Origin of the sequence: Mesorhizobium sp. CA8 (assembly GCF_020164955.1) — a bacterium.
Classification (GTDB): domain Bacteria; phylum Pseudomonadota; class Alphaproteobacteria; order Rhizobiales; family Rhizobiaceae; genus Mesorhizobium.
Genome location: NZ_JAIUHG010000016.1, coordinates 14,174 through 26,847 on the forward strand (window position 1 = coordinate 14,174; position 12,674 = coordinate 26,847).

Annotated in this window: 13 protein-coding genes; 5 read left to right on the forward strand and 8 right to left on the reverse strand. The window is 64.1% G+C overall.

Going from position 1 to position 12,674, the window contains the following annotated elements:
- Positions 1–36: 36 nt before the first annotated feature.
- Together LB553_RS18150 and LB553_RS18155 are read left to right on the forward strand one after the other, a co-directional pair.
- Complete coding sequence (locus LB553_RS18150; RefSeq protein WP_224515424.1) at positions 37–318, forward strand: type II toxin-antitoxin system ParD family antitoxin; 282 nt, start codon at positions 37–39, stop codon at positions 316–318.
- A gap of 66 nt (positions 319–384) precedes the next feature.
- A complete protein-coding gene (locus tag LB553_RS18155) occupies positions 385–618 on the forward strand; it encodes a type II toxin-antitoxin system RelE/ParE family toxin (protein ID WP_318011508.1) in 234 nt (77 codons plus the stop codon).
- A gap of 29 nt (positions 619–647) precedes the next feature.
- Here the strand turns inward: LB553_RS18155 and LB553_RS18160 are convergent, their stop codons facing one another.
- From LB553_RS18160 to LB553_RS18170, 3 genes are all read right to left on the reverse strand, one after another.
- Entirely contained in the window at positions 648–1,124 is a 477-nt protein-coding gene (locus LB553_RS18160; protein WP_224515425.1) for a DUF2938 domain-containing protein, read from the reverse strand.
- Entirely contained in the window at positions 1,124–1,606 is a 483-nt protein-coding gene (locus LB553_RS18165; protein WP_224515429.1) for a peroxiredoxin, read from the reverse strand. The genes LB553_RS18160 and LB553_RS18165 overlap by 1 nt, the downstream gene beginning before the upstream one ends.
- 85 nt (positions 1,607–1,691) lie before the next feature.
- Positions 1,692–2,498 (reverse strand): protein-disulfide reductase DsbD domain-containing protein, encoded by an 807-nt coding sequence (locus tag LB553_RS18170; RefSeq protein WP_318011509.1) that lies wholly within the window; start codon positions 2,496–2,498, stop codon positions 1,692–1,694.
- Between the two features lie 126 nt (positions 2,499–2,624).
- Here LB553_RS18170 and LB553_RS18175 point away from each other — a divergent pair, with 126 nt between their 5' ends.
- Entirely contained in the window at positions 2,625–3,233 is a 609-nt protein-coding gene (locus tag LB553_RS18175; protein WP_140748798.1) for a YqgE/AlgH family protein, read from the forward strand.
- A gap of 163 nt (positions 3,234–3,396) precedes the next feature.
- Here the strand turns inward: LB553_RS18175 and LB553_RS18180 are convergent, their stop codons facing one another.
- Genes LB553_RS18180 through thrC form a run of 4 tightly spaced genes read right to left on the reverse strand, consistent with a single transcriptional unit; the run spans position 3,397 to position 9,604 of the window.
- Positions 3,397–6,243, reverse strand: a complete 2,847-nt coding sequence (locus tag LB553_RS18180) for an EAL domain-containing protein (RefSeq protein ID WP_263484118.1) — start codon at positions 6,241–6,243, stop codon at positions 3,397–3,399.
- 44 nt (positions 6,244–6,287) lie between these two features.
- Positions 6,288–6,884 carry a GNAT family N-acetyltransferase gene (locus LB553_RS18185; RefSeq protein ID WP_224515435.1) on the reverse strand — a complete coding sequence of 199 codons (597 nt, stop codon included), beginning with the start codon at positions 6,882–6,884 and terminating at the stop codon, positions 6,288–6,290.
- Positions 6,885–6,899: 15 nt separating this feature from the next.
- A complete protein-coding gene (locus LB553_RS18190; RefSeq protein WP_224515438.1) occupies positions 6,900–8,192 on the reverse strand; it encodes a M16 family metallopeptidase in 1,293 nt (430 codons plus the stop codon).
- A 14-nt stretch (positions 8,193–8,206) separates the two neighbouring features.
- Positions 8,207–9,604 (reverse strand): threonine synthase, encoded by a 1,398-nt coding sequence (thrC, locus tag LB553_RS18195; protein ID WP_224515631.1) that lies wholly within the window; start codon positions 9,602–9,604, stop codon positions 8,207–8,209.
- A gap of 127 nt (positions 9,605–9,731) precedes the next feature.
- On the opposite strand from thrC, the gene LB553_RS18200 reads away from it, so the two are divergent.
- Complete coding sequence (locus LB553_RS18200) at positions 9,732–10,475, forward strand: hypothetical protein (RefSeq protein ID WP_224515440.1); 744 nt, start codon at positions 9,732–9,734, stop codon at positions 10,473–10,475.
- A gap of 57 nt (positions 10,476–10,532) precedes the next feature.
- Here LB553_RS18200 and LB553_RS18205 read toward each other — a convergent pair whose 3' ends face one another.
- A complete protein-coding gene (locus tag LB553_RS18205; protein WP_224515442.1) occupies positions 10,533–12,095 on the reverse strand; it encodes a winged helix-turn-helix domain-containing tetratricopeptide repeat protein in 1,563 nt (520 codons plus the stop codon).
- A gap of 109 nt (positions 12,096–12,204) precedes the next feature.
- Between LB553_RS18205 and LB553_RS18210 the strand changes: the two genes are divergently transcribed.
- The gene (locus tag LB553_RS18210) at positions 12,205–12,666 is read left to right on the forward strand and encodes a cupin domain-containing protein (RefSeq protein WP_224515444.1); all 462 of its coding nucleotides are present in this window, start codon (positions 12,205–12,207) and stop codon (positions 12,664–12,666) included.
- Positions 12,667–12,674: the final 8 nt, after the last annotated feature.

Genomic DNA, 12,674 nt, shown 5'->3' on the forward strand with positions numbered 1-12,674 from the left:
GGTATTATTTTCTACCATAGAGCAAGGATAGCTGCCATGGCAAACGTGGAAAAAATCAGCGTGGCGGTCACGACGCAGCAGGCGGCCGTCATGCGTGAGGCCGTGGAAACCGGGGAATACGCGACCACGAGCGAAATCGTGCGCGAAGCGGTGCGCGACTGGTTGGCTAAGCGAGAACTGCGCCAAGAGGACCTGCACCGTCTGCAACGGCTCTGGGATGAGGGCAAGGCGAGCGGGAGACCGGAGCCTTTGGACTTTGACGCCCTCAGAAACGAAGCTCGGCAGAGGCTAAAGGACGCCGCGCCGAATGGCCGTTAAGGTAGTCTGGTTACCGCGGCCAGAGCCGATTTAATCGACATCTATGTAGCCATCGGCAGCGAAAGCATGAGGGCCGCCGATCGCTACTATGACTGGATAGAGGACCGGGCGCGGCAGTTGGCGGACCAGCCACGTATGGGCGTAAGACGGCCTGACATTCGGGCCGCGGCGCGCATGTTGGTGGCGCCGCCGTTTGTGTTGTTCTTTGAAACTATACCGGACACCGATAATGGCCCAATAGAGTTGGTGGAGATCGTTCGCGTCGTGGACGGGCGCAGAGACCTGAACCGTCTGTTCTGATTTCAGCTCATCTGCCGGTGCCGGAATCGTCAGCGGATCAGCAGCGCCGTCGAGAACATGCCGAGCGCGAACACCGTGTGCGCCAGGAGGTTGAGCGCGCGCACCTTCGTCGGGTTGGGGAGCTTGGATGCCGCCCAGCCGGCGCCCATGCCAGGCGCCAGCAGGAACCAGCCCGCCCCGACCGTGACGATGCCGAGGATGAAGGCCGGCAGGAATGTCGGCGTCGCCAGCCAGCCCGCGCCGGCGAGCACGACAAGGATCACGCCGTAGAGAATGCCGACGAGGTAGTGGAACGCCCAGCCGAGCGCCTTTTCATGCGCATAGGGCGCCGCCTTGCCGATATCGTCGTGAAAGACCCTCTCCGGCAGATGCCGCACCCAGCGTCCCACCATGCCCCAGTTGGGCAATGGCTGGCCGATTGCCTTATTGAGGATGATCGCCCAGATGTCCATGAACACCGTGGCGCCGATGCCGATCGCCACTGCGCGCCAGATGGTGTCGAGCATCAGAGCTGCTCGAGGATCTTGGCAGCGCCGGACTCGTCGACGCCCGGTTTGGTCTCGACATTGAGCGCCATGACCTTGCCGTCGTCGACGATCATCGAAAAGCGCTTCGAGCGCAGCCCCATGCCGGCGGCGGAAAGATCGTTGTCCAGCCCCACCGATTTGGCGAAATCACCGCTGCCGTCGGCGAGATAGAGGATCTTGCCTTCGCCACCGGTGAACCGCGCCCAGGCGCCCATGACATGCACGTCGTTGACCGAGACGACGGCGATCGTGTCGACGCCGCGCGAAAGAATGGCGTCATGGTTCTCCAGATAGCCCGGCAGGTGGTTGTTGCTGCAAGTCGGCGTGAAGGCGCCGGGAACGCCGAACAGCACCACCTTCTTGCCGGCGAATATCTCATCGCCGGTGATCGGCTTGGCGCCGTCGGCGGTCATCATTTTGAAGGTTACTTCGGGCAGTTTTTCGCCAACCGAAATGGTCATGGGGAGCCTCGCTTGGGGGATGGGAAGGACCGATGTTTTCGATATCGGACTGCGCGGGCTCCGGCAACCTCTTCACAACCCTGGATCAAGGGAAAGGCAGCAACCCGTCGACCGAGCCCTCGGCGCTGGTCAGCGTGTAATATAGCCCGCCATCGGTCGGCGTCGCCGACGGCCGGTCGAGGATCGGCACGGTGAAGACGAGCTTGCCGTCCCTTTGGCTGCGCACCGGCGCGCCGAACATGTAGTCGCGCTCGCCGGCGATGAAGAAGTCGACGGATTGCGGATCGCCGGGCGACTGCGCCTGGACGACAAGAGTTTCGTGATCGCCGGGCAGCACGCTGACGCCGAAATCGGACCGGGCCGGGGAGGGTAGCGTCGCAAGCGCGGTTTTCACCAGTGCGGCGTCGGTCGCGTTATCCGGATCGGAGCCGGGATCGACGCTGAGCCGGGTCTGCACCGGAATGCAGATCGTCTCGCAGATGCCGAGGAAGACATGGGCATCGATGGTCGCCGGTTGGCCGGGCGATGACACCGTAAAGGTCACCGGCAGCGACACCGGACGATCGTAGCCTGCCCATTTGCCGTAGCCGTCGTCATGCCGCTGCGGCGGCGGGAATGACAATTGCGCGTCGGCGATGTTGGTGCTGCCGGATATGTCGAGCTGCGGCGGCACGCCGGCATCCCCCGGATCGCGCCAATAGGTCTTCCAGCCGGGCTTCAAGGCGATGTCGAGCACGCCGTGGATCTTGCCGGCCTCGTCGGGCTTGCCGGTGGTCACCAGCCGTACCTTGCCGCCTTCACTGTTGTACCAGTTCGAGGAGGAGGTCTCGGCCGGGAGGCTTGCAGCCCACCCGAAAACGATGCCGAGAACCAGTATTTTCATATATCGCATAGCGGTGATTTGACCGTCCGTTCTTGGCCGCGCAATGACTTCGTCACCTTCCCGGTATCATATTTGCGTGACATCGGGGACCGGCACCATCTTTTCGGCGCTGCCGAAACGCGTTACGCTCAAGCCATGGACTTGCTGCGCCACAAGAAGGCGGCCGCCGGCCGCGGCTTCCTCGACGATCAGTTCCTGATTGCCATGCCGGGCATGAAGGACGACCGTTTCGCGCGCTCCGTCATCTACGTCTGCGCCCATAGCGACGAGGGCGCGATGGGCCTGATCATCAACCAGACGCAGCAGATGCTGTTTCCGGACCTGCTTGTGCAGCTCGGCATCATGAACGAGCAGGAAGCGATCCGCCTGCCGGCGCATACGCGCGATTTCGTCGTGCGCAATGGCGGGCCGGTCGACCGCAGCCGCGGCTTCGTGCTGCATTCCGGCGACTATCGCGTGGAATCCTCGCTCAACGTCTCCGACGATATCTGCCTGACGGCAACCGTCGACATATTGCGCGCCATCTCCACGGGACGCGGCCCGCGCCATGCGCTGATGGCGCTCGGCTATTCCGGCTGGGGCGCCGGCCAGCTCGAAACGGAGATCGCCGAGAATGGCTGGCTCACCTGTCCGGCGACGCCCGAGCTTCTCTTCGACACCGACATCGAACGCAAATACGACCGCATCCTCGCCTCGATCGGCATCGACCTCGCCCATCTCAGTGCCGCCGCGGGGCATGCCTAGCCTGCCGTACCGAGCAGACGCAGAGGCCGTTTCGAAACTCGCTCATGCGAGTCATATGGTGGTGATTTCGAGAACCGGAGCGGAGCGTGCTTAACGCACGTGGGCACCGGAAGCGCAGAAAGCGCCGCCAGACGGCCGCAGGAGTAGAGTTTCCAAACGGCCTCTAAGCCTGGGTCAGCGGATACTGCTCCCTCAGCGTCTTCAGCACCTGGTCGCCGGGCATCGGCGCGCCGAACATGAAGCTCTGGACATATTCGCAGCCCATCTGGCGCAGCTCCAGCGCATCGCTTTCATCCGAAATGCCTTCCGCCACGACCGAAAGCCCGAGCTCATGCGCCATATTGACCATGGATTTGAGCAGCACGGCGCGCTTCGGCGTGGAGTCGTCGACGAAACTCTTGTCGATCTTGATCGTGTCGAAGGGGAAGCGCGTCAGATAGGAGAGCGAGGAATAGCCGGTGCCGAAATCGTCGAGCGACAGCCCGATGCCAAGCTGCTTCAGCTTGGTCAGCACATGCGCGGTCTGCTCGGGATTGTCCATCACCAGGGATTCGGTGAGCTCCAGCCGGAAGCAGCGCGGCTTCAGATTCGCGCGCGCGATGACGGAGCGCACGTCGCTGACCAGGTCGCGGCGGATGAGCTGGCGGCTGGAGAGGTTGACCGAGACCGACAGCGGCGCGTCGCCGATCTGCTTTTGCCAACCCGCCAGGTCCTCGGCCGCCTGCTGCATGGCGAACAGGCCGAGCTGCACGATCAGCCCGCAATTCTCGGCGACCGGGATGAAGTCCCCCGGCGGGATCATGCCGCGGCGCGGATGGTCCCATCTCAGCAGCGCCTCGAAGCCGGCGACGCTGCCGTCCTCCAGCCGCACGATCGGCTGGTAGGCTAGCGTGAACTCGCGCCGCTCGATGGCTCGGCGAAGGTCGGATTCGAACTGCAGCCGGTCGGTGCCGACGGTGCGGAAGGCGGGCCGGAACGGCTCGATCCGGTCGCCTCCGAAGCGCTTAGCTTGGTGCATGGCAAGCTCGGCGTCCTTGACCATGTCCTCGGCGGAAGTCTGCGCCGTCGTCCAGGTGATCAGGCCGATCGAGGCGGTCAGCACGATCTCGCGCTTGGCGAAGGTGATCGGATTGTTGATCGCATGCTTGATGGCGTCGGCGATTGCCGCGATGCGGGCCGGGTCCTGCTCCGAAAGCAGCATCAGCGCGAACTGGTCGCCGGCAAAGCGCGACAGCGAATCCTTCGGCTTGAGCAGCCGGTGCAGCCGGCGCGCAACAGTGAGCAGAATGGTGTCGCCGGCGGAAATGCCCAGACCGTCATTGACCTGCTTGAAGCGATCGATATCGATGATGAAGACCGTCGGGCGCACCTTCTCCTCGGTGCGGGCGATCGAGATGATCGCCTCCAGCCGGTTCATGAACAATTCGCGGTTCGGCAGGCCGGTCAAATTGTCGTGCACGGCATCGTGCAGCAGCCTTTCCTCGGACTTCTTCTGTTCGGTAACGTCGACCATGGTGCCGACGCAGCGGATCACCTCGCCGTCGGAGCCGATAACCGGGCGGGCGCGCAGCGAGAACCAATGGTAGTGGCCGTCGGCGCCGCGCAGGCGGAAATTCTGCGCCACCTTGCCGCGGCGATGCTCCAGCACCACGTCGAGCGTGGTGCGGAACGTGTCGCGGTCGTCGGCATGCAGCACCGGCAGCCAGTTGCGGGCAGCACCCCCAAGGCTGTTCGGCGCAAGGCCGAGCTGCAGGCTGATGTCCGGCTTGGTCACCACGCGGTCGCGCAGCACGTCCCAGTCCCAGACGATGTCGCCCGAGCCCGCCACGGCCAGTGCCTGCCGCTCGAGGTCGGAGAACAGGCCCTGGTGCAGCGCGCCGCCGGCAAAGGCGTGCTGCATGACCGTGAAGCCGATCAAGAGGATGATCAGGATCAGCCCGCCGCCCAGCGCCGGCTGGGCGATGTCGTTGTCCAGCATGCCCGTGATCGCCATCCACGACCCGCATAGCCATAGGAGCACCATCACCCAGCTCGGCACCAGCATGATGGCGCGGTCATAGCCGCGAATGCCAAGGAAGATGATGAGGCCGAGACCGGTGAGCGCGGTGGCGGCAAAGGAGAGGCGGGCGATGCCGGCGGCGACCGCCGGATCGACGATGGCGACGCCGGCGATCAGAAGCAGACCCAGGATCCAGACCAGCGCGCCATAGCTGAAATGGCCGTGCCACCGGTTGAGGTTGAGATAGGCGAACAGGAACACCACGAAGGTTGCGGCTAGAGCCACCTCCGTGCCGGCCCGCCATATCTGCTCGTTGCCGGGCGATATCTCGATGATCTTGTTGAGGAAGCCGAAGTCGACGCAGATATAGGCCAGCACCGCCCAGGCGAGCGCCGCGGTGGCCGGGAACATCGAGGTTCCCTTGACCACGAACAGGATGGTCAGGAACAGCGCCAGAAGGCCTGAAATGCCGATGACGATGCCGCGGAACAGCGTGTAGGAATTGACCGAGTCCTTGTAGGAATCCGGCTCCCAGAGATAGACCTGCGGCAGCTTTGGCGAGGCGAGCTCGGCGATGAACGTCACCACCGTTCCGGGGTTCAGCGTCACCCGGAACACGTCGGCGTCAGGGCTTGTCTGGCGGTCGAGCGCGAAGCCTTCGCTGGGCGTGATCGCGGCGATGCGCGTCGAGCCGAGGTCGGGCCAGAAGAGACCGGAATTCACCAGGCGGAAATGCGGCGCGACGATCAGCCGGTCGAGCTGCTGGTCGGTGGAGTTGGCGAGCGCGAAGACGGCCCAGTCGCCGCTCGAGCGCGCGTCATTGGCCTCCACCTCGATGCGCCGCACGATGCCGTCGGGCCCGGGCGCGGTCGAGACCTGGAAATTCTCGCCCTGGTTCCGGTAGATCTCCACCGCGCCGGAGAGGTCCAGCGCCTTGTCGTCGCGCGCGATCTTGATCGGCTCGACGGCGAAGGCCGGCATGGCCGAAAAAAGCGTGACGACGACCGTCATGATGAGGGCGAACAGCGACGCTAATCGCGGAGAATTCGTCACAATCAGCCCTTCGTTCCTTCGCCCGGGGGATCGTCCGCGATTCGGGCGTAGAGGTAGTGATCCTGCCAGATGCCATTGATCCTGAGATAGGATCGCAGAAGTCCTTCGCGCCGGAATCCGGCTTTTTCAAGCACGCGGATCGACCGGGCGTTTTCGGGAATACAGGCAGCTTCGATCCGGTGCAACCTGAGCGTATCGAAGGCGAAGCGCGACACCAGCTTGACCGCCTCAGTCATCAGGCCGCGGCCGCCGAAGCGTTCGCCGATCCAGTAGCCGATATGGCCGCTCTGCGCGACGCCGTGGCGGATGTTGCCGAGCGTGATGCCGCCGGCAAGCTTGCCGCTCGATTTTTCGAAGATGAAGAAGGCGATGGCCGTGCCTTGCGCGTAGTCCTCGCGGTAGCGGCTGATGCGCAGCCGCCAGGCAGTGCGGTCAAGCTCATCCGGCTGCCAGCGCGGCTCCCAAGGTTCGAGGAAAGCACGGCTTTCGCCCCGCACCGCCGACCATTCGCGGTAGTCGTTGGTCAGGGGCACGCGCAGCGTGACCTTGTCGCCCTTCAGTGCCGGCAGGTCGCGGCGAAAGAAAGGAAGCGCGAACACGGTTTTGGTCGAAGATCAGACGGCGAGCCGGCGGGCCGTCGTCTGCGGGCCCGCAAGCGATTCGAGGATCGCCTCGTAGGGCGCAAGCGTGCCCACAGGGCCGACCGCGGTGAGCGTCGGCTTGGTCGAAAACAGCCGCGAGGAGAGGTCGGTCAGCCGCTCGATGGTCAGCGCCGAAAGCCGCTCCATCAATTCCTCCTTGGCGATCGGTCGCCCGAACAGAAGCAGCTGCCTGGCGATCTGCGAGGCGCGGCTGGCCGGGCTCTCGGCCGACATGATGAGGCCGGCGCGATATTGCGCGCGCGCCCGGTCGAGCTCGTCCTGCTGGATGCTCTCGCCAGCCTTCTGCAATTCGTCGATGATCACCGGCACCAGCTTGGCGATGTCGCTCTGCCCGGTCGCGGCATGCACGCCGAAGATGCCGGTGTCGGAAAATCCCCAATGGAAGGCATAGACCGAATAGCAGAGGCCGCGCTTCTCGCGCACCTCCTGGAACAGCCTCGACGACATGCCGCCGCCCAGGATCATCGACAGCACCTGCGAGGCGTAGAAATCGCGCACATGATAGGCGCGGCCCTCGAAGCCCAGCACGATCTGCGCATCCATCAGGTCGCGGTCCTCGCGGAAGTCGCCGCCGACATATTGCGCATATTGCGGGATATTGCCCGCCGCCTTGGAACGAAAGCCGCCGAGCTGTTTTTCGACCTCGCGCACGAAATTGTCATGCTTGACGTCGCCGGCGGCCACGATGACCATCCGCTCTGCGTCATATTGCCGTTCGATGAAGTTGTGCAGCTGCTTGGAGGTGAAGGATTTGACCGTCTCCGGCGTGCCCAGGATCGAGCGGCCGATGGTCTGATGGCGGAAGGCCGTTTCGGTGAAGCGGTCGAAGACGATGTCGTCGGGCGTGTCGTGCGCGGCGCCGATCTCCTGCAGGATCACATGCTGCTCGCGCTCGAGCTCGTCGGGATCGAATTCGGACTCCTGCAGGATATCGGCCAGGATATCGACCGCGAGCGGCACGTCGTCGGAAAGCACCCTGGCGTAATATGAGGTCGTCTCGACGCTGGTGGCGGCGTTGATCTCGCCGCCGACATTCTCGATTTCCGAGGCGATCTCGAAGGCGCTGCGGCGCTTGGTGCCCTTGAACGCCATGTGCTCGAGCAGATGGGCCATGCCATGCTCGTCGTCCCGCTCATTGCGGGCGCCTGACTTGACCCAGGCCCCTAGGGCAACCGATTCGATGCTTGGAAGGGTTTCGGTGGCGACTGTCAGGCCGTTCGACAGACGGCTTACCTCAACACCCATATGGCAAGTACTCCTTAACGCGCCGCCCGCGAGTGGCGGCTCACGTAATCTTCCATCATTTTCAAGTCGGATGGAAGTATCGTGTATTTTTCGTCGGCTGTCATCAAGCCGCCTAGCCATGCGGGCAGGACAGGGGCGATGCCGCTCGCGGCCTCCACCGCTGCCGGGAATTTCGCCGGATGGGCGGTGCCGAGCACCACCATGGGCACCGGACCGGAGGCATGGGCGGCCGCGACATGGACGGCGGCGGCCGTGTGCGGATCGAGCAGGTAGTTGCTGTTCTCCAGCGTCGTGCGGATGGTGGCGGCGACCTCGTCGACAGTAGCGCGGCCGGCGTCGAACTCGGCGCGGATGCGCTTGAGCTCGCCTCCCTCGATGGTGAAGGAGCCCGATTGCTTCAGCCCGTTCATGTAGCGCCTGACCGTCTCGGCGTCGCGGCCGGCCGCCTCGAACAGCAGGCGCTCGAAATTCGACGATACCTGGATATCCATCGACGGCGAGGTCGTGGCGACCACGCCCTTGGTGCGGTATTCGCCGCTCGCCAGCGTGCGCGCCAGGATGTCGTTGTCGTTGGTGGCGATGATCAGCCGCTCGATCGGCAGCCCCATGCGCTTGGCGGCGTAGCCGGCGAAGATATCGCCGAAATTGCCGGTCGGCACAGTGAAGGAGACCGGCCGGTCGGGCGCGCCGAGCGACAGGGCCGATGAGAAATAATAGACGATCTGGGCCATGATGCGGGCCCAGTTGATCGAATTGACGCCCGAAAGCGACACCCGGTCGCGAAAGCCGTGGTCGTTGAACATGTCCTTCACCAGGCCCTGGCAGTCGTCGAAATTGCCCTCGACCGACAGCGCGTGGACGTTGGCGGCGCTCGACGTCGTCATCTGGCGCTGCTGCACCGGTGAGACCTTGCCGTGCGGGAAGAGAATGAAGATGTCGGTGCGGTCGCGGCCGGCGAAGGCGTCGATCGCGGCACCGCCCGTGTCGCCCGAGGTCGCGCCGACGATGGTGGCGCGCTGGCCGCGTTCGGCAAGCACATGGTCCATCAGCCGCGCCAGCAACTGCATGGCCACATCCTTGAAGGCCAGCGTCGGCCCGTGGAAGAGCTCGAGGATGAAGGTGTTTTTCCCGGTCTGCACCAGCGGGCAGACGGCCTCATGCCGGAAAGTCGCATAGGCTTCTCGCACCAGCCGCTCGAAGACCGGCGCCGCGATCTCGCCGCCGAGGAACGGCGTCAAGACGCGGATGGCAAGGTCCGGATAGGCAAGCCCGCGCATGGCGCGGATGTCGGCGGCCGAAAACTGCGGCCATTCGCGCGGCACGTAAAGCCCGCCGTCGCGCGCGAGGCCAGCCAGCACCGCGTCCGAAAATCCAAGCGCGGGCGCATCCCCGCGGGTACTCACATATTGCATCGTCAAAGGCCCATTGCTGCCGGTCGCGTCATCCACGGCAATTGCTAATTTTCCGAGCCGGCTCAGTCGCATTTTTGCCGCGCGGTTGCTATACGTCACCGGCTTTGTGAGAGGGAAGTGCAGTTTCATGGCGTTTTATTCGGTCAACCGTCGATTTGTCGCGGGTCTGGCGCTTACCGGCTTTATGCTTGCCGCCGCCGGCTGCCAATCGGGCGACAGTGGCATTCTTAACTTTGGTTTGACCAAGAAGGATCCGACCGCGCCGCCGCCGCCGCAGGATCCCAAGATACTCGCCAGCCAGTTGCGCGCCTATTGCCCGAAAGTGTCGCTGCGCGACGGCACCGCCTATTTCAACACCTATGCCAAGGGTGCAACGGCGAAGCCCAAGAAAAAGAAGCTTGACCCCGCGGCGCAAGCCGAGGCCGAGGCAGCAGCCGCGGCCGCCCAGACCGGCCCCAACGGCCAGCCCGTCGATCCCGCTCACGATCCGTCCAAGATCATCTACCAGGCCTCGATCACCGATGTGACGCGCGATTGCACCCATGCCAATGGTCAGATGTCGATGAAGATAGCCGTCGCCGGCAAGGTCGTGCCGGGGCCGATGTTCGCGCCCGGCACCATCACCATGCCGATCCGCATCGCGGTTCAGCACGGCGACGAGGTGCTTTATTCGCAGCTGCATCCCTACCAGGTGCAGGTTACCGACCCGTCGGCCGCTACCCAGTTCGTCTTCGTCGACAACAACGTCGTGGTGCCGGAGCCGACCGCACGCGACTACCAGGCCTATGCCGGCTATGACGAGAATACGCCGGCCGCCTCGGCGGATAAGTCGAAAGGCAAGCGGAAGAAGCGCGCTCCGGCGACGAACTGAGCAAGGGCAGGAAACAACGGCGTCTCGCTGGCCAACGAAACACGCGCTGTTCGTCATCTACTCAGGTAATCCGGCTGCCCGTAGTGCGCTGCCAAGAGCCTGCGCGAGCGCGGGCGCGCAATTCACGCCTGCAAACTGGCGGCTGTAGCGAAAGCCGGGCTGAAGCTCGATCACGCGGGCGGCAGCCGCCCTCGCTTCGTCCAATCGGCCAAGCTTGGCCAGCGCGGCGGCCAATTGCACATAGGTGATGCTGTGCGCCGGATTGGCTTGGACGGACTTGTAGGCAGCACGGCAAGCCTCTTCGTAACGGCCGCGCAGCAAATGGCTCATCGCCTGCGCATCAAATGCAGCCCAGGCCCATGAATCGAACGGGCTCAGCCGCACGCCCTGCTCGCTCCACTCTATCGCGCGCTCCGCTTCACCGCTCCATCCAAGCATGACGCTGCCGAGGATGTAGGTCAGCGCCGATGACGGGCTGATGGCAAGCGCAGCTTCCAATGCCGCGAACGCACCGGCGCGATCATGCGCATCCATTCCGATGGAAAAGCCCGCCCATGTGAGGGCGAGCGCATCATCCTGCCCGTGAACGATGGCCGATCGCGCGTGGCGGATCGAAGACGCACGGTTGATCTCCTGCAGGCCGGCGCGGAGGAACAGGCAATGATGGCACATCGCGGCATTGCCATGCGCCAGCGCATAGGCCGGTTCGAGCGCGAGCGCACGCTCGAGCAGCACCAGCGCCCTAGTCACCTGCTCCGGCATGCCTGAATCCACGTCGGGCTGGGCCTGCAGCACGAGATCGTAGGCATCGAGACTGTCGGGGCGCTTGCGCCTGACTCGTTCGATTTCGGCTTTCCGCACGCTTGGCGCAATCGCTCCTACTGCTGCCAGTGCGATCTCGTCTTGGAGCGCGAAGATGTCTTCGGAGCTGCGATCGTAGCGCTCGGCCCAGACATGAGCGCCAGTCGAAGCATCGATCATCTGCGCGGTGACACGCACGCTGCCGCCGGCCTTGCGCACACTGCCTTCGAGGACATAGCGAACGCCAAGCTCGCGGCCGACCTGCTTCACGTCGACGGCGCGACCCTTGTAGCTGAAGGTCGAGTTTCGCGCGATGACGAACAGCCACTTGATGCGCGCCAGACCTGTGATGATGTCGTCGACCATCCCATCGGCAAAATATTCCTGCTGCGGGTCGCCGCTCAAATTCGAGAACGGCAGGACCGCGACGGAGGGCTTCTCAGGCAAGCTCGGCGCCGACGCGGCGCGGGCGGCGGCCGAGGTATCGGGAACATTGGTGACAAGGGCCGGTCCGACATAGCGATAGCCGCGGCGCGGCAGCGTCTCGATCCAACTCGCGACATTCGCCGCGTCGGCCAGAGTCCGGCGCAAGGCTGCGATCTGAACCGTCAGATTGTTGTCGGCAACCGCCGATCCGCCCCAGCCGGCCTCGATCAGCGCGTCCTTCGATACGGGTTGGCCCGCATTCTGGATCAGCAGCCGCAGCAGCGCCACGGCGCGCCGCCCGAGCATGGTTGGCTCGGCCCCGTAAAAGAGAATGCCCACCTCAGGATCGAGGCGGAACGGGCCGAACTGGTAGGCGTCGCCCCTGGCTGTCATTCGAGTCTTTTAGCAAATTTTTGGCAACGGATTCACGACTTTCCGGTGTGAACGGCCGATGTTGCGCGAACGCTTGCCAGAAACAAGCACCCTGTCAGAGGAGGATCATATGAGCGCTGATGCCGTCATCCGCATGCCCGACGAGAAGAAGGGCGTCATGTTGCGTGGCCATCCAATGGCTTTCCTCGTTACCGATGAAAATACCAGGCATACGAGCATGTTCGACTGGACGATCCCGCCGGAATTCGCCACCGGGCGGCATGTTCACCGGGTGCAGGAAGAGACCTTTTACCTGCTCGAGGGCGAGTGTGAATGGCATGTCGGCGACAGGACGATTCGGGCAACGCCCGGCACCTTTCTGTTCATCCCGCCGGGAATACCGCACAACATCACGAATGTCAGCGAGAAGCCGGCGCGCGTGCTGATGACCGTCTCTCCGCCCGGTCACGAGCATTATTTCGAAGAGCTTGCCGAACTCACGGCGCAGGGTGCGCCGGATCCGAAAGCGCTCGCCGATCTGCGAAACCGCTACGACACCGACCAGCTGTCGACGCTGACGACGCGCTCGTAGCCGGGTCC